This is a genomic window from Brevundimonas sp. AVps5, assembly GCF_058681515.1.
In genome coordinates this window covers 588,551-608,210 of sequence record NZ_CM178740.1, presented here as the reverse complement: position 1 = coordinate 608,210, position 19,660 = coordinate 588,551, and the positions used below count along the sequence as shown (strand labels likewise).

Below are 19,660 nucleotides of genomic sequence, written 5' to 3'. Positions count from 1 at the left end.
GCAACAGGGACAGAATCCCGTGCAGTCGTGGTTAGTTTAAATACAACAGCGACTTACGACTGACGGGCTGACTCTCCCTCGCGCTCGCGGACCCTGCAGCCTATATGCCGCACCCGCCCATCGATGCACTGGAGCTCCCATGTCCTACGTCGCCCGCGACGATCGCCCCGCCGACAAGTCCGCCCGCTATGCCGAGGTCGAGGCCGAGATCCTGGCGGTCCTGGACGGCGAGCCGAACGTGACCGCCCGGATGGCGACGGTGTCGTCGATGCTGGCCGATGCCTTCGAGGACTATTTCTGGACCGGTTTCTATGTCGTCGACCCGACGAAGGCGCGGGAGCTGGTGGTCGGACCCTATCAGGGCACGCTGGGCTGTCTGCGAATCGCCTTCGGACGCGGGGTCTGCGGGACGGCGGCGGAGACGAAGAGGACCCAGCTGATCGAGGACGTCCACGCCTTCCCCGGCCATATCGCCTGCGACGGCCGAACCGAGAGCGAGATCGTGGTTCCGGTTCTCGACGCATCGGGCGACCTGATCGCCGTGTTCGACGTGGACGCGACGTGCAAGGCCGCGTTCGACGCAGTGGACGCCGAGGCGCTGGAACGGTTGCTGGCCAGGGTATTCGCCCGCTAAGCCGTCTCCCATGCGCATCGGGATCGACTTCGGCGGAACCAAGATCGAGGCCGTCGGGTTGGACGCCGACGGCACCGTTCTGGCGCGCAGGCGCGTGCCCAATCCCGGAGCCTATGACGCCGCGGTCGAGACAGTCGCGGATCTGGTGGCCTTCATTGAGAGCGAAAGCGGGCGGACCGGCACAGTCGGCATGGGCACGCCGGGGTCGCAGTCGCCGCGCACCGGACTGATGCGGAACTCCAACTCCGTCTATCTGAACGGACGGCGGTTCGGCGACGATCTGGCGGCCCGTCTGGGGCGACCGGTCAGGCTCGCCAACGACGCCAACTGTCTGGCCTTGTCCGAGGCGACCGACGGCGTTGCGGCCGGAGCGAAAGTCGCCTTCGCCATCATCATCGGTACCGGCTGCGGCGGCGGGCTGGTCGTGGACGGGGCGCTGATCGAGGGTGTCGGCGGCATCGCCGCCGAGATCGGTCACGTCAGCCTGCCCTGGCCGGGTGCCGGGGAAGCGCCGGGGCCGGAGTGCTGGTGCGGGTTGCAAGGGTGCCTTGAGACCTGGGTGTCCGGATCTGGCCTGCAACGCGATCATCTGCAGCGGACGGGTCAGGCCCTCGACGCGCCCGGGATCGTGGCCGCGGCGCGAGCGGGCGAGACAGCGTCGGTGGAGACCCTGGACAGGTATGTCGACCGGCTGGGGCGGGCGATCGCGATGACCGCCAATCTCGTCGATCCGGATGTGTTCGTGCTCGGCGGAGGACTGTCGAACGTGACGGCGCTATACGAGCGACTGCCGGCCGTGGTGGAGCGTTACGCCTTCTCCGACCACTGGGCCGGGCGGATCGCGCCGGCGGCGTGGGGCGATGCCTCCGGCGTCCGCGGCGCCGCGCGGCTATGGCCTTTGGACGAACATCAAGGAGACCTCTCATGACCCCTCGCACCCTCGTCGTCACCGGCGGCCACGGCAGTCTCGGCAAGGCGGTCGTCGAGGCGGCGCTGGCCGACGGATTGAACGTCGCCCTCATCGACCATGCGACGGGCGATGAGACGCCCGACGGGGTGCTGGAGCTCGGCGGAGTCAACCTGACCGACGCGGGCGCGGCCGAGGCGGCCATGGCCCAGGTCGTCGAGCGGTTCGGCGGCATCGATGCGGTGCTGAATATCGCGGGCGGGTTCGTGTGGCAGACGACGGATGACGCCAGGCCCGCATGGGACAGGATGTTCGCGCTGAACCTGACGACCGCGCTGAACGCCAGCCGCGCCGCCCTGCCCCACCTGAAGGTCTCGACCGAGGGGCGGATCGTCAATGTCGGGGCCAACGGCGCCCTGAAGGCAGCGGCGGGGATGGGGGCCTATGGGGCGTCCAAATCGGCGGTGCACCGGCTGACCGAGGCCCTGGCTGAAGAGCTGAAGTCGACCTCGGTGACCGTCAACGCCGTGCTGCCCTCAATCCTCGACACGCCACAAAACAGAAAGGACATGCCCGACGCGGATCCCGCGAAATGGGTCCAGCCGTCCGATCTGGCCGAGGTGATGCTGTTCCTCGCCTCTCCTGCATCGCGCGCGATTACCGGTGCCCTGATCCCCGTCACGGGCAAGGTCTGAACGTGGACATCCCCCGCAGCCTGCTGTTCCTGCCCGCCTCCAACCCGCGCGCCGTCGAGAAGGCGCGCGGCCTGCCCTGCGATCTCGCCATACTGGATCTTGAGGATGCGGTGGCACCGGAGATGAAGGCCGAGGCGCGGGCGGCGGCGGTCGCGGCCGTGAAGGCCGGCGGGTTCAAGGGCGCGGTCGGGGTACGGGTCAATGCGCTGGGGACCGAATGGGGTGAGGCGGATCTGGAGGCGCTGGCCGGCCTCTCCGGCGAAGGAGGGGCGCTGGACTGGATCGTCGCGCCCAAGGTCGAGGAGCCCGGCCTGATCGACGCCTATGACGCGCGCATGGATGAGGGTGTGCGGCTGTGCGCCATGATCGAAACGCCCAGGGCCCTGCTCGATTTCCATCATATCGCAGGTGCCGGAGGGCCGCTCAGGGCGCTGATGCTGGGGGTCAACGACCTTGCGGCCACGCTGGGGACCGGGCCTTCGGCAGATCGCGAACCGTTGAAGCCATGGCTGGCAGCGACGGTGGCGGCGGCGCGAGCGAACGGTCTGGCGGCCATAGACGGGGTGTTCAACGGGCTGAGCGATCCGGAAGGGCTCGCCGCCGAATGCGCGCAGGGCCGGCTGTATGGCTTCGACGGCAAGAGTCTGATCCACCCGAACCAGATCGAGGCGGCCAACGCTGCCTTTGCTCCGGGTCCGGACGAGATCGCCCAGGCGCAAGCCATCGTCGACGCCTTCACCGCTCCGGAGGCGGAGGGATCGGGCGCGATCCGCGTCGCCGGAGCCATGGTCGAGCGACTTCATCTCGCACGCGCACAGGCGCTGCTGGCGCGCGCCGCCGCGAGCCGATAGACCAGCAAACGGTCCCGGCGAAAGCGTAACGGTTGCAACACCCTGTCCCTCTCAGCACTGACGCGCGCGGCGACCCGCCCCGGCGGGCCTGGGTGTGTTCTCCGGGCATCCTCGACGTTCCATTCCTGCAGACCTTCCTGCCTGAGCTCGACCTCAGGGCCAGCCCGTTCGCGGCCGTAGACGCCATCGTGGGCTGGGGCCTGAAGCCGACGTCGAACGTCGGCCGCAAGCGGGCCGAGAGCCGGAACCTGCCCTATCTGGCGCTCGAGGACGGATTCCTGCGCTCCATCGGCCTGGGCGAGACCGGGGCGGCGTCGCTGAGCCTGATCATCGACGATATCGGGGTCTATTACGATGCGACCCGTCCCTCCCGGCTGGAACGACTGATCGAGGCGGCACCCGACTGGTGCGACGCCGCGATGCGCGCGCGGTCGGCGGCGTTGATTGACAAGGTGGTGACCTCCGGCCTGTCCAAAACCAACATGGGCGGGCCGCTGGATCGGTCGATCCTGAGGCCTGGCAAGCGAATCCTGCTGGTCGACCAGACGGCAGGCGACGCCTCGATCGGCAACGGTCTGGCGGGACCCGAAAGTTTCGCGTCCATGGTGCGGACGGCCCGGGCGGAGCGTCCGGATGCCCAGCTGATCGTCAAACGCCACCCCGCCGTGGCCGCGGGCAGAAAAAAGGGCTGTATCGCCGACACGGACCTGCAGGGCGTCACCCTGCTGGACGTCGACGTGCGCCCGGCCGAGCTCCTGGCCGAGGTGGACGAGGTCTGGTGCGTGACCTCGGCCCTGGGGTTCGAGGCCCTGTTGCGCCGCCTGCCCGTCCGCTGTTTCGGCGCGCCCTTCTATTCGGGATGGGGGCTGACAACCGACGAGGTTCAAACCGGACGACGCGAGGTCGCGCGCGATCTGGAAACCGTCGCCGCCGCCGCCCTGATCGCCTATCCTCGCTATGTCGATCCAGTGACCGGCCGGCGTTGCGAGGCCGAGACCGCGGTCGATCGGCTGATTTCGTTGCGGGACCGCGCCGACCGGCTGGCCGGATACTGGGCCGGAGTCGGCTTCTCGCCCGCGAAACGCCCGCCGATTCGGCGGCTGCTGAACGGCCCGCGCACGACCATGAAGTATTTCGCCTCCGCCAGCCGCGCCTCGGCCCGGGCGGAAGAGACCGGCGGGCGGCTGATCTACTGGGCCGGCAAGGAGACCGCCGAGATCGCCGGCGTCGCCGCGACGACCACCGCGCCCGTAGTGCGGATGGAGGACGGTTTCATCCGCTCTCGCGGCCTGGGCTCCGACTTCTTCGGGGCGCTCAGCGTCGCTCTGGACGACCAGGGCGTTTACTATGACCCGACGCGGCCCTCCCGGCTGGAGAGCCTGATCGAGGGCGGCAGGCAGTCGCCGCAAATGCTGGCGCGGGCTGAGGCTCTGCGCGAACGCGTCGTCGACGCCGGCCTGTCGAAATACAATCTTGCGGGCGACGGACGCCGACCCAACTGGCCCGGTAGCGCCCGCAAGGTGCTGGTCGTGGGCCAGGTCGAGAACGACAAGTCAATCCTGAAGGGCTGCGGCGACATCCGCACCAACTCCGGCCTGGTCGAGGCGGCGCGCGCAGACTACCCCTCTGCCTTCCTGATCTACCGCAACCACCCGGACGTCATGAGCGGCAACCGGCCGGGGATGCTCGACGCCTCGGCGATCCATGCCGTGGATGCGACGGCGGACGAATTCGACATCATCGACTGTCTGGAGGCCTGCGACGTGCTGGCGACCCTGACGTCCCTGTCTGGGTTCGAGGCCCTGATGCGGGGCAAGACGGTCGCGACCTACGGTCGGCCCTTCTACGGCGGCTGGGGTCTGACGCAGGACCGGATGACCTATGAGCGCCGGACGCGCCGGGCCAGTCTGGACGCGCTCGTGGCCGCGGCCCTGATCGAATATCCGATCTACGTGACCCCGACCGGCTGGCCCTGCGAAGCCGAGGATCTGGTGACCGCCCTGATTGCCGCCCGAAACGACCCTCCGCCCGAGGCACCGCCGCATCAGGTCGCGCGTTGGTGGAAGGGCATCCTCGCCAGTCTCGACCGCCGCCCGCCACCGGCCTATTGAAGGTTCAAGCAGAGGCCCAATCAACATTGGCCCCTTCTCACCGTGCACCCTGGCGAAGGCCGGGGTCCAGATGGCGTTCCCGGTTCCAGGGTCAGTGTTTTCGATGCTGTTCCAACCGTTCGAGCCTGTGATCTGGACCTCGGCCTTCGCCGGGGTGCACGGGGGGATGAAACAGGAAACGCACCACTCGTGACCCACGCCGTCATCGCCGCCACCGGCCTGTTCACCCCCGAACAGTCGATCTCGAACTCCGAACTGGTGGAGGCCTACAACGCCTGGGCCGAGAACTGGAACAGGGACCACGCGCTGCAGATCGCCGAGGGCGATGTCGCCGCCCTGACGCCCTCGTCCGTCGAGTTCATCGAGAAGGCGTCGGGCATCAAGAGCCGGTTCGTGCTCGACAAGGCGGGCGTGCTCGACCCCCGAAGGATGGCCCCGCGCATCCCGGAACGGGGCGACGACGAACTGTCGATCATGGCCGAGATGGCCGTGAAGGCGGCGCGCCAGGCGATCGAGGCCTGGGGCAAGCCGGTCTCGGAGATCGGCGCGGTCCTGTGCGCCGCGTCCAACATGCCCCGCCCCTATCCGGCCCTGGCCGTCGAGATCCAGCAGGCGCTGGGCATTGAGGGCTTCGGCTTCGACATGAACGTGGCCTGTTCCTCGGCCACCTTCGGCATCAAGACGGCAGCGGACTTCATCGCCTCGGGTTCGGTCAAGGCCGTGCTGATGGTGAACCCCGAGGTCTGTTCGGCCCACCTGAACTTCACCGACCGCGACAGCCACTTCATCTTCGGCGACGTCTGCACGGCCGTGATCGTGGAGAGCTCGGACACAGCCGGGCCCGACGGCTGGGACGTGCTGGGAACGCGGCTGAAGACCGTCTTCTCCAACAACATCCGCAATAATTTCGGCTTCCTGAACCGCTGGGCGCTGGAGACGGACGAGAATCCCAACGGCCGCCGCGCCGCCGGCCAGCAGGACGACAAACTGTTCATCCAGCAGGGCCGCAAGGTCTTCAAGGACGTGGTCCCGATGGTCTCGGAGATGATCATCGATCACGCGGGAGACCTGGGCGTCGAGCCCTCCGGCCTGAAGCGGATGTGGCTGCACCAGGCCAATATCAACATGAACTCAATGATCGGCCGAAAGGTGCTGGGCCGCGACCCGACCGAGGCCGAGAACGTCATCATCCTCGACGAATACGCCAACACCTCCTCGGCCGGTTCGATCATCGCCTTCCACCTGCATCAGGACGGCTTCGAGGTGGGCGAGACGGGGCTGATCTGCAGCTTCGGCGCAGGCTATTCCGCCGGGACGGTGTTCGTCAGGAAGCGCTGATCACGAAGTGATGACCCGGCGAACATCGGCATAGCTTGCGCCTGCTGCGGGAGTCTGGGAGGTATTCGCAATCAGACGCCGAGCGGCACGGAGTCCCCCGATGAGCCAAGCGCCCGCCAAACCCAACTTCCTCGAAGCCCTCGCACGGGATGTCGCGATGGTGCTGAAATCGCTCGGCGGTTCGGCCCATCAGGACACGGTCATCGACTGCGTCGCCGCGCTGAAACGCACGCGGGGCGAACCGGTCACCCAGGATCTGCGACAGGCCATCGTCGAGGCCTTCGATCGGTATTCGCAGTGGTTCTCCCGTCCCTTCGGCGAGGGCTCGATGCGTTGGGCCCTGCAGCCGGGTGCGCCGGCCTGACACTCAACGGCACCGTCTCGGGCCTCGATGGCGCGAAGCAGCGCCACGGCGGCGGCGATCCTTATTCCTCCCCCGACGGGGGAGGATTTGGGATCACCGATCCTTTTCGCGGGCCTCGCCGCCGCGTGAGACCAGGGCGGCCTGGGCCGCCGCGAGGCGCGCGATCGGGACGCGGTAGGGGCTGCAGCTGACGTAGTCGAGGCCGACGGTCTCGCAGAAGGCGATCGATGCGGGATCGCCGCCGTGCTCGCCGCAGATGCCCATCTTGATGTCGGGACGCACGGCCCCTCCCCGCTCGGCGGCGATGCGGATCAGGTCGCCGACGCCTTCCTGGTCCAGGCGGACGAAGGGGTCGGTCTCGAAGATGCCCTTGTCCATATAGGCCTGGAGGAAGCGGCCCGAGTCGTCGCGACTGATGCCGAAGGTGGTCTGGGTCAGGTCGTTGGTGCCGAAGGAGAAGAACTCCGCGTGTTCGGCCAGGTCGCCCGAACGCAGGGCCGCGCGCGGCAGTTCGATCATGGTGCCGACCAGGTATTCGACGCTGTCGCCGGCCTTGGCGAAGACGTCGCGCGCGGTGCGGTCGGTCAGCTCGCGCAGGTATTTCATCTCCAGACCCATGGCGACCAGCGGGTGCATGATCTCGGGGATCGGGGCCTCGGCGGCGGTTTTCTTGACCTCCAGCGCGGCCTCCAGGATCGCGCGGACCTGCATCTCGTAGATCTCGGGATAGGCGACGCCGAGGCGGCAGCCCCGGTGGCCGAGCATCGGGTTGGTCTCATGCAGGTCACGGGCGCGGCGCTTCAGCTTGGCGGCGTCGATGCCGGACACAGCCGCCAGGGCGTCGATGTCCTCATCCGTGTGCGGGATGAACTCGTGCAGCGGCGGGTCGAGCAGGCGCACCGTGACCGGCAGGCCGGCCATGATGGTGAACAGCTCGACGAAGTCCGACTTCTGGAACGGTTCGATCTTGTCCAGGGCCGTGCGGCGGCCGGCCTCGTCGTCGGCTAGGATCATCTCGCGCACGGCGGCGATGCGGGCCTCGTCGAAGAACATATGCTCGGTGCGGCACAGGCCGATGCCCTCGGCCCCGAAGCCGCGCGCGGTGCGGGCGTCCAGCGGGGTCTCCGCATTGGCGCGGACCTTGAGGCGGCGGACCTTGTCGGCCCAGGCCATCAGGGTCTGGAAGTCACCGGTCAGCTCCGGCTCGATCATGGCTACGGCGCCGTCCAGCACCTCACCCTTGGACCCGTCGATGGTGATGATCTCGCCGGCCTTGAATGTCCGGCCCCGGGCGCTGAAGGTCTGGGCACGTTCGTCGATGTGGATCTCACCGGCGCCGGAGACGCAGGGACGGCCCATGCCGCGCGCGACGACGGCCGCGTGGCTGGTCATGCCGCCGCGCGCCGTGACGATACCGCGCGCTGCGTGCATGCCATGAATGTCTTCGGGAGAGGTCTCCTCGCGGACCAGGATCACCGCGTCGCCGAGCTGGTTCAGCCGCTCGGCCTCGTCGGCGTCGAAACAGATCTTGCCCGTCGCGGCACCGGGCGACGCGGGCAGGCCGGCGGCCACGACGTGGCGGGTCGCATTCGGGTCGAGCGTCGGGTGCAACAGCTGGTCGAGCGCAGACGGCTCGACCCGGCTGATCGCCTCCTCCTGGGTGATGACGCCCTCGGCGGCCAGGTCGACGGCGATCTTCAGCGCCGACTTGGCGGTGCGCTTGCCGTTGCGGGTCTGGAGCATCCAGAGCCGGCCCTGTTCGACCGTGAACTCGATGTCCTGCATGTCGCGGTAGTGGCGTTCCAACGTGCCGACGACGTCGACGAACTGGGCGAAGACGACGGGCATGGCCTCTTCCATCGCGGGGGCGGTCTCGCCCATCTCCTCGCGGCCGGCGGTGGTCAGGGACTGGGGCGTGCGGATGCCGGCGACGACGTCCTCGCCCTGGGCATTGATCAGGAACTCGCCGTACAGGCGCGATTCGCCGGTCGAAGGGTTGCGGGTGAAGGCGACGCCCGTGGCCGAGGTCTCACCCATATTGCCGAACACCATCGACTGGATGTTGACGGCCGTGCCCCAGCTTTCGGGGATGTCGTGCATGCGGCGATAGAATTTGGCGCGGTCGTTCATCCAGCTGGCGAAGACGGCCGAAACGGCGCCCCACAGCTGTTCGTGCGGGTCCTGAGGGAAGGGCCGGCCCAGCTCACGCTCGACCACGGTCTTGTATTCGACGACGACCTTTTCCCAGTCGGCGGCCGACAGGTCGGTGTCCACGGTGACGCCCAGACGATCCTTGTGATCGTCCAGCACCTCCTCGAAATCGTCGTGCGACAGGCCCAGCACCACGTTGGAATACATGGTGATGAAGCGGCGGTAGCTGTCGAAAGCGAAGCGGCGGTCGCCTGACAGTTTCGCCAGACCCTCGACCGTCTCGTCGTTGAGGCCGAGGTTCAGGACCGTGTCCATCATCCCCGGCATGGAGGCGCGGGCACCGGAGCGGACCGAGACCAGCAGGGGGTTGGCGGCATCGCCGAAGGTCTTGCCGACGACCGCTTCGACGGTCTTCAGCCCAGCGGCGACCTGTCCGACCAGATCGGCGGGATAGGTGTTCCCGTTCGAGAAATAGTGGACACAGGCCTCGGTCGTGATGGTGAAACCGGGGGGCACCGGCAGGCCCAGCTTCGCCATCTCGGCCAGGTTCGCGCCCTTGCCGCCCAGCAGGTTCTTCATCGACGCATCGCCGTCGGCGGACCCGCCGCCGAAGCCGTAAACCCACTGAGTCATCAATAGTCCTTTGAAGTCGTGTCGTGACCGGCGGGTTGCCCCCGCTCGCGTGCGGCCCTGATTACAATGCTGCGAACGCGAAGGCGAGGCCGGGCTGTAACAAAGGGTGATGGGTTGTTTCGGTTCCGTGCGGTTGGGAGGCGAAGGTTATCCGGACTCGAAAACACAGTCCGCCGAGTCCGGGGAGTCCGGATGGTCCAGGAAGGCATGGGCCGACCTCGTATTATGCGCCCGTTCCAGCGGGTGATGGACAAAAAGGGTTTCGTCAGAGCCGGGCATTGATCCGATTGAGGAAATCGGGGCGTCCGTTGATGGGTGTGGGGCCAATTTCCTTCTCCCCCTGCGGGAGAAGGTGCCCTGGAGGGGCGGATGAGGGGTCACGCTGACGTCGAAGGTCAGCGCCCGATCCACCCCATCCAACCGTCGGCGTGACCCCTCATCCGTCAGCCCCCCGATCAAGTCGGAGGGCTGCCACCTTCTCCCGCAAGGGGAGAAGGGACGCGTCCCCCTACCCCGCCACCTGCCCGAAGTCGGCGACCTTGCCCATGACGGCGCGGACCTGACCCAGCAGTTTCAGGCGGTTGTCGCGTTCGGCGGCCACGTCGGAGTTGACCATAACGTCGGTGAAGAAGGCGTCCACCGGGGCGCGCAGGGCCGCAAGCGCGGTCATGGCGGCGGCGAAGTCCTCGGCGTCGAGGGCCGTCTCCACGGCGGTCGCGGCGGCGGCCGTGGCCATGGCCAGCGCCGTCTCGGCCCCGGGCTGGTTCGGCAGGCCGGTCTGGACCATGCCGGTCGGGACGACCCCCTTCTTCTCCTCGGCCTTGAGGATGTTTGAGGCGCGCTTGTAGCCGGCCAGCAGGTTGGCGCCGTCGTCGGTCGACAGGAAGGCGTCCAGCGCCTCCACCCGGCGGACGATGCGCACGAGGTCGTCGTCGCCTAGGGCGAAGACGGCGTCCACGAGGTCGTGGCGTTTGCCCTGATCGCGCAGGAGGACCTTCAGGCGGTCGGCGAAGAAGGCTTCTACCTCCTGTGGACGGAAGCTGGCGACAGTCTGGACTTCGTCGTCGGGAGTAATGGTGAAGCCAGTGAGATCGGCCGCAATGCCATCCACGATTATCGTCTTAGGCGATTTAGCCATCTCCGCTGCCGCGAAGCGCTGTCCAACTTGCTCGAAAACTAGGCCTGCCTGGAAGAACGCAATCTCACGAAGCGGCAGGCGTGCCCCGTTCTCCAGCACCAGCCGGATCACGCCCAACGCAGCACGCCGCAGCGCGAACGGGTCCTTAGAGCCGGTCGGCTTCTCGTCGATGGCGAAGAAGCCGACGAGGGTGTCGAGCTTGTCGGCCAGGGCGACAACCACGGTCAGGGGCGCGGTCGGCACCGAGTCGGCCGGACCCTGCGGCTTGTAGTGGTCGCGGATGGCGTCGGCGATGGTGTTCGAATAGCCCTCCCCCTGGAGGGGGGAGGGTTGGGTGGGGGTGGAGCCACCCTGCGTCCGGTCGGATGCGTTCACCCGGTCGCCTGTGGCAGCGAGGGCGGAGTCTCGGGGGGAACCGGCAGACGCCGTGCCTCCACCCCCAACCCCGGCCCTTCCCCCCTCGAGGGGGAAGGGAGAAGACAAGGCGCGGGCGTAGTACCCGCCCATGATCCCCTGCAATTCCGGGAACTCTCCGACCATGCCGCTGGCCAGATCGGCCTTCGACAAACGCGCCGCCTCGAACGCCTCGTCGGGGTTCGCGCCGACCAGCGGAGCGATCTCGCGGGCCAGGGCGGCGATGCGGTCGACGCGCTCGGCCATCGTGCCCAGTTTGGCGTGGAAGGTGACGCCGGACAGTTTCGACAGCCAGGCGTCGAAGCCGATCTTGCGATCCTCGTCCCAGAAGAAGCGGGCGTCGTTCAGGCGGGCGGACAGGACGCGGCTGTTGCCGGCGGCCAGGGCCACGCCGCCGTCGGAGGCCTCGACATTGGCGACAACGATGAAGTTCGGGGCCAGCTTCCGTGCGGACCTGCCCCCCTCCCCGCCTTCGGCGGTACTCCCCCCAGAAGGGGGGAGAGAAACGGCGAAATATTTCTGGTGCACCTTCATCGACAGACGCACCACCTCGGGCGGCAGGTCGAGGAACTGAGGGTCCATGTCGCCGAGGATCGGCGTCGGCCATTCGGCGAGGCCGGCGACCTCCTCCAGCAGGCCATCGTCGTCCACCATCTCCAGACCCCGCGCATGGCAGGCGGCGCGGGCGGCTTCAAGAATTTTCAGCCTGCGGTCGGCGACGTCGAGCAGGACGAAATTCTGTTCAAGTTTCGCACGGTAGTCGGCGAAGTCCGCTACCGCGAACGGCTCGCCAGAGCCGAGGAAACGGTGGCCCTCGGTCGTGTCGCCGCTGGCGATGGCGCATCCGTTCGGGGCACCGTCGGCGATGGCGAAGGGCACGACCGCGCCGTCGAACAGGCAGACGATCCGCTTTAGCGGCCGCACCCAGCGCAGGGTCGCATCGGCCCAGCGCATCGACTTGGGCCATGGGAAGTTGCGGATGACGTGCTCGACCGTCTCGGCGACGACGGCGGTGGTCTCGACGCCCTTCTGGTCGATGACGGCGAACAGGACGCCGTCGCGCTCGGTCAGCTGGTCACGGGTCAGGCCGGTCTTGCGCAGGAAGCCTTCCAGCGCCTGTTCCGGCGCATTGGCGCGCGGGCCCTTCAGCTCTTCCGAGCGGTCCGGCGTCGCGGTCGGCAGGCCGTCGATGACCAGCGTCAGGCGGCGCGGACCTGCGTAGGTCGTCAGGGCGGCCCAGGTCAGGCCGGCGGCCTTCAGCCGTTCGGAGGCCATGCGTTCGAGGTCGCGCGCGGCGCCCCCCTGCATACGGGCGGGGATCTCTTCCGAGAACAGTTCGAGGAGGAGTTGGGGCATCAGATTTCGCTAGAGCCCTTCCCCTCAAGGGGGAAGGTTTGGGATGGGGTAGAGGCACGAGCGGCACCGGGTGGCAGGAAGACTCCAGCGGCCTTGCTGATCTCGGTGACGACATTTTCGATGTCGGTTTCGACGCGCTTCGTCGGAATGCGGAGGACGCGGTAGCCCTGTGTCGTCAGCCATTCATCGCGCTGCAGATCACGCAGGGCGACGTCGGTCAGGTCGTGAACCCCGCCGTCGACCTCAATCACGAGCCTGGCGGAATGACAGGCGAAATCGACAACGTAGGGACCGATCGGTGCCTGTCGACGGAAACGGATGGCGAACTGACGCAGATGTTTCCAGAGCTTCGCTTCAGTGCGGGTTGGCTCAGCACGGAGGCTGCGGGCTCGGGCCACACCGCCAGCCTTGATCCTGGCCGTACGGGCGAACCGATCGAAGCCCTCCCCCTCAAGGGGGGAGGGTTGGGTGGGGGTGGAGGCACGGCCTTTCCGTTGGGCGGATGAGACCCCGTTAGCAACCGAAGAAACCACCGCGTCTTCGCCACCCACTGGCGCGGCCGCACCTCCACCCCCAACCCCGGCCCTTCCCCCCTCGAGGGGGAAGGGAGAAGACGAGGTCACGCCCCCGCCCTTTCCTGTTCGACGTAGGCCAGCGCGCAGGCTTTGCAGAGGTCCCGGATCCGCCCGATGTAGCTCTGGCGCTCGGCGACAGCGATGGCGCCGCGGGCGTCCATCAGGTTGAACAGGTGGCTCGCCTTCAGGACCTGGTCGTAGGCGGGCAGGACCAGTTGCTGGCCCTGGGGTCCGGTCATGGCGAGGAGCCGGGTCGATTCCGCCTCCATGTCCTCGAACCGGCGCTTCAGCCCCTCGACGTCATAGCCGTGGAAATTGGCTTCCGACTGCTGGCGTTCGTTCTCGAGGAAGACCTCGCCATAGGTCAGGCCGTCCCTGTTGAACTTCAGATCATAAACGTTGTCGACGCCCTGGACGTACATGGCCAGACGCTCCAATCCGTAGGTCAGCTCGCCGGAGACGATGTCGACCTCGATGCCGCCGACGCCCTGGAAATAGGTGAACTGGGTCACCTCCATACCGTCGCACCAGACCTCCCAGCCCAGTCCCCAGGCGCCCACCGTGGGGTTCTCCCAGTCGTCCTCGACGAAGCGGATGTCGTGCAGTTTCGGATCAATGCCGATGGCGTGCAGCGAGCCGAGATACAGCTCCTGCAGGTCCGCCGGGTTCGGCTTCAGGATGACCTGGAACTGGTAGTAGTGCTGGAGCCGGTTGGGGTTCTCGCCATAGCGGCCGTCGCCGGGGCGGCGGCTGGGCTGGACATAGGCGGCCTTCCACGGGCGCGGGCCGAGGGCGCGCAGGACCGTGGCGGGATGCAGGGTCCCGGCGCCGACCTGCTCGTCATAGGGCTGCAGGATCGCGCAGCCGCGATCGCCCCAGTATTTCTGCAGGGTCAGGATCAGGTCCTGGAAGGCGAGCGGTTCAGTCGGTGCGGCCACAGGGGAGTCTTTTTGGGCAAGGAGTAAAGGCGGCGGACCCTAGGGCGCGATCCGGAAAAGTGGAACCCGGTTTTCCGGTCGGATCACGCCGCGGCGACAATTGAGACCCTGATTCACGCCAAAAGCCGGGACCTGGCGCTAGGCTTTCGCCGCATCGTCGCCCAACACCGTCGCCTCGATCCACCAGCTGCCGTGGTTGTCGCGCAGGCTGGCGGCGGCATGGGCGGCGACCTCAGCGTCCTCGAACAGGCCGAAGACGGTCGCCCCCGATCCTGACATGCGGGTCAGCCGCGCGCCGGTCGCCGCCATGGCCGACAGGGCCGCGCCGATCTCGGGCTCGAGGGACACGGCAGGCGACTGAAGATCGTTCCGCTGACGGGCCAGCCAGTCGATCACGGTCGCGGGCGACCAGTCTTCCGGCGGGTCGGGACGATCAGCGGACCGCGTCGGTCCGGCGTCATAGGCACGGTAGACGGCCCCGGTCGGCGACGGACGGCCCGGATTGGCGAGAACCGCGTGCAACGGCGCAAGCGCGGGCTCGAAGGTCAGCCGGTCGCCGACGCCCTCGGCCCAGGCGGACCGGGCGGCCAGGCACATGGGACCGTCGGCCCCGACGATACGCGAGATCCGCGTCAGCTCGACCTCGGTCAGGTCGAGGCCCAGGGCCTTTGCAGCCAGCCTCAGGGCGATCCCCGCGTCCGACGACCCGCCGCCCAGTCCCGCCGCGATCGGAAGCGTCTTCTCAAGGGTGATCGCCAGAGACGGCTCGCCGATGCCCGCTACATGCCCCAGCTCGCGCATGACCCGCAGGATCAGGTTGTCGTCGTCGGCCGCCAGGGCGGCGGCTAACGGACCGGTGACCGTCAGGGACAGGCGATCCGCGTGAGTCACCCAGACCCGGTCGCCGACGTCGGCGAAGGCCACAAGGCTGGACAGGGGATGGTAGCCGTCGGAGCCGGGTGCGGCGACATGCAGGAACAGATTGACCTTTGCCGGAGCGAGCGCCGAGAGCGTGTCGGGCCAGGGTGTGGTCAGAGCTCCAGCCCCCCGGTCAGCTTGCGCTCCACCTCGGCGCGACGTTCGTCGTCGGGGTCCAGGGTCAGGACGCGGGTCCACTGGAAGCCCGCCTCGCGCCGACGCCCGACCTGCCAGTAGGCGTCGCCGAGATGATCGTTGATCTCGGCGTTGGCCGGTTCCTTGGCGACGGCCTGCTCCAGGGTGTCGACGGCGGTGTCATACTGGCCCTGACGATACTGGGCCCAGCCGAGGCTGTCCTGGATGTTCCCGTCGTCCGGGTCGGCGGCATGGGCGCGGGCGATCATCGCGGCGCCCTCCTCGACCCGCGTGCCCGAGTCGACCCACAGGTAGCCGAGGTAGTTCAGGTAGGAGGGTTCGTCGGGTTGCGCCTGCAAGGCGGCCCACAGCTGGGCCTCCGCCTCGGGGATCCGGCCGAGGGACTCATAGGCGGCGCCCCGCATGAAGCGGACCTGGGCGCCCTGGTTCTCGACATCGAGAAGCGGGCTGTTCAGCAAGGCCAGCGCCTCGTCGTAGCGCTCCAGCTGCAGTAATTGTCCGGCGGCGACAAAGGCGATTGACGGGTCGTTCGGGCTGGCCTCGCGCGCCGTCTGGAAGGCGGCGAGAGCCTCGTCCGGTCGCTGTTCCCCGGCGAGGCTCAGGCCGATGGCGACCTGGGCGCCGGCATACAGAGGCGCGTTGTTACGTGGCACGCGGGCCAGGGCGGCCCGGGAGGCCGTGTCAAGGTTCGCCTTGGCCAGGGTCTGACCCAGCAGATAGTAGTTCTCCGGTTCGGACTGTAGATTCAGCGACAGGCGCAGATAGACGACCGCGAACTCGTTGGCGTTCTCACTGGACGCCTGACGGGCGGCGATGACCAGGGCGCGGGCGGCGCCGTCACGATAGTCGGCCAGCGCCGGCGGCCGGACCCGGGCCTCGACACGCGTCCTGGCGGAGACGATGGCCGGGTCCTGCGATCCGGCGGCCAGGGTCGTGTCATAAAAGGCCAGGGCCTCGGCGCGCTGGCCGCGTCGCTCGAGGAATTCGCCATAGGCGGCGCGGAACAGGGGGGCGGCGCGGGCGTCGAAGGCCAGGGCACGGAGTTCGGCCTCGGCCTCATCGAAACGACGACGATGCTCCAGCAACTGGGCGTGGTGATAGCGGCCGTACAGGACGGTGATCGGGTCCCCGGTCGGGTTGGGTTCGGCCAGGGCCGTGTCCCAGTCCGCGGCGGCGGCGGCGATCCACGGGCCGACCAGGGCGGCGGCGCGGGCGTGGGGGGCCAGGATCGGGCGGGCCTTCAGCGCCTCGTTGGCTGCGCGCGCGTCACCCCGGACGAAGGCCTGCACCACCGACACCAGCGCGCCCGCCTCGGCGATGACGGGGGAGGCGGTCCCGGAATCGGGCGCGATCCGGGCCACGAGGTCGAGATCGCCGGCCAGCAGGGCGGCGATGAAGGCCTGATCGCGGACCGTCGGCTGTTCCGGCGTCAGGCTCTCGACGACGCTGAGATAGCCGGCACCCGCCTCGGCCTCCCCGCGGCTGAGGGCGGATCGGCCGGAGAGATAGAGGCCATAGGCCGTGCGGCCCTCGTCATCACGCGGCGAGGGAGACCAGACCCGGGGAATGGCTTCGATGGTGGGGGCGGCGGTCTCGGCGCCCTCGCCGACCACGATCAGCGGCACCCGGGACGGCGGCTCGGGCACGATGTCCTGGATGCGCGGCGCGGGATCAGCCACCGGCGGCGCCTCCTGGGCCAGGGCGGGGGCCGCCGTCAGGGCGGTGAAGGCGACGAGGATCGAACGGAGGGAGGCGTGACGCATTCCCCGACATTCACCGCCTTATGCGGCGGCGACAAGGCCCAATCCTCCCCCGGTCGAGGGAGGACCTACATGTTCGGATAGTTCGGGCCGCCGCCGCCTTCCGGCGTGGTCCAGACGATGTTCTGCGACGGATCCTTGATGTCGCAGGTTTTGCAGTGGACGCAGTTCTGGGCGTTGATGACGAATTTCGGATCGGTCTTCGCCGCCTCGTCGGCATAGACGACCTCATAGACCCCGGCCGGGCAGTAGAGCCGGGCGGGCTCTCCGTATTTCGGCAGGTTGACGCGGATCGGCACCGTGGGGTCGATCAGCTTCAGGTGGGCCGGCTGTTCCTCGGCGTGGTTGGTGTTCGAGATGAACACCGACGAGAGCTTGTCGAAGCTGAGTTTGCCGTCCGGTTTCGGATAGGTGATCGGCTTGTGCTTCGAGGCCGGCTCGGTCGAGGCGGCGTCCGTCTTGGCGTGCTTCAGGGTGCCGAAGATCGACAGGCCACCGAACAGCGTGCCGAACCACATGTCGAAGACGCCGAGCGCGCCGCCGAGCGTCGTGCCGAACTTCGTCAGGAACGGCTTGGCGTTGCGGACCGCCTTCAACTCCCTGGCGACCCAGCTCGACTCATAAGCCGTCTGATACTCGACCAGTTCATCGCCAGAACGGCCCGCCATGACAGCCTCATAGGCGGCGTCGGCGGCCAGCATGCCGGTCTTCATGGCGTTATGGCTGCCCTTGATGCGTGGGACGTTCACGAAGCCGGCCGAGCAGCCGATCAGGACGCCGCCGGGGAAGGACAACTTCGGCACCGACTGGAAGCCGCCCTCGGTGATGGCGCGCGCGCCGTAGGAGATGCGGGTCCCGCCCTCCAGATGTTCGGCGATGGCGGGGTGGTGCTTGAAGCGCTGGAACTCGTCGAACGGCGACAGGAACGGGTTCTTGTAGTTCAGGTGCACGACGTAGCCGATGGCCACGTAGTTGTCCCCGAAGTGGTACATGAAGGAGCCGCCGCCGGTGAACTCATCCAGCGGCCAGCCGGTCGTGTGCTGGGCCAGGCCGGGCTGGTGCTTCTCCGGCGGCACCTGCCACAGCTCCTTCAGGCCGATGCCGTATTTCTGCGGCGACTTGCCGTCCTGCAGCCTGTGTCGGGCGGTGATGGTCTTGGCGAGCGAGCCGCGCACGCCCTCGGCGATGAAGACGTATTTGCCGTGCAGTTCGATGCCCGGCTGGAAGTCGCCGGTCGGGGCACCGTGCTTGTCGATGCCGAAGACGCCGGCGACCACGCCCTTCACCCGGCCGGAAGGTTCATCCCAGACGACATGGCTGGCGGCCATGCCGGGATAGATCTCGACGCCCAGACCCTCGGCCTGCTCGCCCAGCCAACGCGTCACATTGCCGAGCGAGGCAATGTAGCAGCCGTCGTTGTGCATCATGGGCGGAAGCATCGCCATCGGCAGGCTGATCTGGCCCATCGGACCGAGGACCATGAACCGGTCCTTCGTCACCGGGGTCTCCAGCGGCGCGCCCATGGCCTTCCAGTCGGGGAACAGCTCATTCAACGCCTTGGGATCGATCACGGCACCGGACAGGATGTGGCCGCCGACCTCGGCCGACTTCTCCAGCACCGCCACGGAGATGTCCTTGCCGTCCTTTTCCGCGCGCTGTTTCAGGCGGATGGCGGCGGCGAGACCGGCGGGGCCGCCGCCGACGATCAGGACATCGTATTCCATGACCTCGCGCTCGACGCCCTGAAGCGCCTCCAGCGGCGGCAGGTTGTCGAGGATGGCTTCCTGGGCCGCGGTTTCGACGCCGCCTTCGATCGCTTCCTCGGCCATGTCGTTTCTCGTTCCTCGTGCGTCTTGTCGTTATCCACTTATCGGAAGGTGACGCGAGGGCGGTCAAGGCTTATCCCTGATCGAGTCCAGCCATGAACGCCGAACCCCGAGACATCGCCGCCATCGAAAGCCTGCTCGCCTTCTGGGCTGACGCGGGGGTGGACGCCTGTTTCGAAGAGGCCGCGGTCGATCGCACGATCGTCATCGCCCCGGCCCTCAAGGCCGTCACCAGGGCGACGGCGTCGGTCACGCCGGTCGTCGACCTGGTCGATGCCACGGCGAACGCGCGGAGACTGGCCAACAGCGCCGACACGATGGAGGCGCTGGCCGAGGCCGCCGACGGCTTCAAGGGCTGCGAACTGGTCGGGATGGGGGCCAGGGGATGCGTCTTCGGTCGCGGCGACCCGCACGCGCCGATCCTGATCATCGGCGAGGCGCCCGGTGCCGAAGAAGACGCGGCAGGCCAGCCTTTCGTCGGCCCGGCCGGAAAGCTCCTGGACAGGATGATCGCGGCGGCGGGACTGACCGACAAGGTCTACATCACCAACACCGTCTTCTGGCGCCCGCCGGGCAACCGGACGCCGACGCCGCAGGAGCAGGCCGTTTGCGCCCCGTTCGTGGAGCGGGCCTTCTTCCTGATGAAGCCGAAAGCGGTGCTGCTGCTGGGCGCGGCGGCGACGAAGGCGGTGCTGAAGACCGACGAAGGCATCATGCGGATGCGCGGCCAGTGGCGGGAGTGGCGACTCGCGGAGGGCGATGTGTCAGCCCCGGTGATCGCGACCCTGCATCCCGCCTTCCTGCTGAGGCAGCCTCAAGCCAAGCGTCAGGCCTGGGCGGACATGCTGGAACTGGCTGTGACGATCGACGCCGCGCAAAAGCCGCAGACCTGAGG

Annotated in this window: 15 protein-coding genes; 8 read left to right on the top strand and 7 right to left on the bottom strand. The window is 68.0% G+C overall.

Features of this window, described 5'->3' with window-relative positions; genetic code table 11:
* Positions 1-139 precede the first annotated feature (139 nt).
* The 7 genes from ACW18A_RS03035 to ACW18A_RS03005 all read left to right on the top strand — a co-directional run bounded on the left by ACW18A_RS03035 (position 140) and on the right by ACW18A_RS03005 (position 6,900).
* The gene (locus tag ACW18A_RS03035; protein ID WP_492023337.1) at positions 140-634 is read left to right on the top strand and encodes a GAF domain-containing protein; all 495 of its coding nucleotides are present in this window, start codon (positions 140-142) and stop codon (positions 632-634) included.
* A gap of 10 nt (positions 635-644) precedes the next feature.
* Positions 645-1,562, top strand: a complete 918-nt coding sequence (locus tag ACW18A_RS03030) for an ROK family protein (protein ID WP_492023336.1) — start codon at positions 645-647, stop codon at positions 1,560-1,562.
* Complete coding sequence (locus tag ACW18A_RS03025) at positions 1,559-2,236, top strand: SDR family NAD(P)-dependent oxidoreductase (RefSeq protein ID WP_492023335.1); 678 nt, start codon at positions 1,559-1,561, stop codon at positions 2,234-2,236. Before ACW18A_RS03030 ends, ACW18A_RS03025 begins: the two co-directional genes overlap by 4 nt.
* A gap of 2 nt (positions 2,237-2,238) precedes the next feature.
* Positions 2,239-3,087 (top strand): HpcH/HpaI aldolase/citrate lyase family protein, encoded by an 849-nt coding sequence (locus tag ACW18A_RS03020; RefSeq protein ID WP_492023334.1) that lies wholly within the window; start codon positions 2,239-2,241, stop codon positions 3,085-3,087.
* Positions 3,088-3,119: 32 nt separating this feature from the next.
* Positions 3,120-5,198, top strand: coding sequence for a capsule polysaccharide biogenesis protein (locus ACW18A_RS03015; RefSeq protein ID WP_492023333.1), 2,079 nt, complete (start codon positions 3,120-3,122; stop codon positions 5,196-5,198).
* 189 nt (positions 5,199-5,387) lie between these two features.
* Complete coding sequence (locus ACW18A_RS03010; RefSeq protein WP_492023332.1) at positions 5,388-6,536, top strand: beta-ketoacyl-ACP synthase III; 1,149 nt, start codon at positions 5,388-5,390, stop codon at positions 6,534-6,536.
* Between the two features lie 100 nt (positions 6,537-6,636).
* A complete protein-coding gene (locus ACW18A_RS03005; RefSeq protein WP_492023331.1) occupies positions 6,637-6,900 on the top strand; it encodes a hypothetical protein in 264 nt (87 codons plus the stop codon).
* A gap of 93 nt (positions 6,901-6,993) precedes the next feature.
* Here ACW18A_RS03005 and ppdK read toward each other — a convergent pair whose 3' ends face one another.
* The 7 genes from ppdK to ACW18A_RS02970 all read right to left on the bottom strand — a co-directional run bounded on the left by ppdK (position 6,994) and on the right by ACW18A_RS02970 (position 18,663).
* Positions 6,994-9,684: a pyruvate, phosphate dikinase gene (gene ppdK, locus ACW18A_RS03000; RefSeq protein WP_492023330.1), complete on the bottom strand. Its 2,691-nt coding sequence runs from the start codon at positions 9,682-9,684 to the stop codon at positions 6,994-6,996.
* A 508-nt stretch (positions 9,685-10,192) separates the two neighbouring features.
* Complete coding sequence (gene glyS / locus ACW18A_RS02995; protein WP_492023329.1) at positions 10,193-12,592, bottom strand: glycine--tRNA ligase subunit beta; 2,400 nt, start codon at positions 12,590-12,592, stop codon at positions 10,193-10,195.
* Positions 12,592-13,143 carry an endonuclease domain-containing protein gene (locus ACW18A_RS02990; protein ID WP_492023328.1) on the bottom strand — a complete coding sequence of 184 codons (552 nt, stop codon included), beginning with the start codon at positions 13,141-13,143 and terminating at the stop codon, positions 12,592-12,594. Before ACW18A_RS02990 ends, glyS begins: the two co-directional genes overlap by 1 nt.
* Positions 13,144-13,211: 68 nt before the next feature.
* A complete protein-coding gene (locus tag ACW18A_RS02985) occupies positions 13,212-14,105 on the bottom strand; it encodes a glycine--tRNA ligase subunit alpha (protein ID WP_492023327.1) in 894 nt (297 codons plus the stop codon).
* 138 nt (positions 14,106-14,243) lie between these two features.
* The gene (locus ACW18A_RS02980) at positions 14,244-15,140 is read right to left on the bottom strand and encodes a 4-(cytidine 5'-diphospho)-2-C-methyl-D-erythritol kinase (protein WP_492024325.1); all 897 of its coding nucleotides are present in this window, start codon (positions 15,138-15,140) and stop codon (positions 14,244-14,246) included.
* A complete protein-coding gene (locus ACW18A_RS02975; RefSeq protein WP_492023326.1) occupies positions 15,137-16,942 on the bottom strand; it encodes a tetratricopeptide repeat protein in 1,806 nt (601 codons plus the stop codon). The genes ACW18A_RS02980 and ACW18A_RS02975 overlap by 4 nt, the downstream gene beginning before the upstream one ends.
* 65 nt (positions 16,943-17,007) lie before the next feature.
* Complete coding sequence (locus ACW18A_RS02970; RefSeq protein ID WP_492024324.1) at positions 17,008-18,663, bottom strand: electron transfer flavoprotein-ubiquinone oxidoreductase; 1,656 nt, start codon at positions 18,661-18,663, stop codon at positions 17,008-17,010.
* A gap of 197 nt (positions 18,664-18,860) precedes the next feature.
* Between ACW18A_RS02970 and ACW18A_RS02965 the strand changes: the two genes are divergently transcribed.
* On the top strand, positions 18,861-19,658 hold the full coding sequence (locus ACW18A_RS02965) for a uracil-DNA glycosylase (RefSeq protein WP_492023325.1): 798 nt from the start codon (positions 18,861-18,863) through the stop codon (positions 19,656-19,658).
* Positions 19,659-19,660: the final 2 nt, after the last annotated feature.

Coding starts and splice junctions, on each gene's coding strand:
- ACW18A_RS02965 (WP_492023325.1), top strand. CDS start 18,861: ATGAACGCCGAACCCCGAGACATCGCCGCCATCGAAAGCCTGCTCGCC.
- ACW18A_RS02970 (WP_492024324.1), bottom strand. CDS start 18,663: ATGGAATACGATGTCCTGATCGTCGGCGGCGGCCCCGCCGGTCTCGCC.
- ACW18A_RS03025 (WP_492023335.1), top strand. CDS start 1,559: ATGACCCCTCGCACCCTCGTCGTCACCGGCGGCCACGGCAGTCTCGGC.
- ACW18A_RS03005 (WP_492023331.1), top strand. CDS start 6,637: ATGAGCCAAGCGCCCGCCAAACCCAACTTCCTCGAAGCCCTCGCACGG.
- glyS (WP_492023329.1), bottom strand. CDS start 12,592: ATGCCCCAACTCCTCCTCGAACTGTTCTCGGAAGAGATCCCCGCCCGT.
- ACW18A_RS02975 (WP_492023326.1), bottom strand. CDS start 16,942: ATGCGTCACGCCTCCCTCCGTTCGATCCTCGTCGCCTTCACCGCCCTG.
- ACW18A_RS03035 (WP_492023337.1), top strand. CDS start 140: ATGTCCTACGTCGCCCGCGACGATCGCCCCGCCGACAAGTCCGCCCGC.
- ppdK (WP_492023330.1), bottom strand. CDS start 9,684: ATGACTCAGTGGGTTTACGGCTTCGGCGGCGGGTCCGCCGACGGCGAT.
- ACW18A_RS03030 (WP_492023336.1), top strand. CDS start 645: ATGCGCATCGGGATCGACTTCGGCGGAACCAAGATCGAGGCCGTCGGG.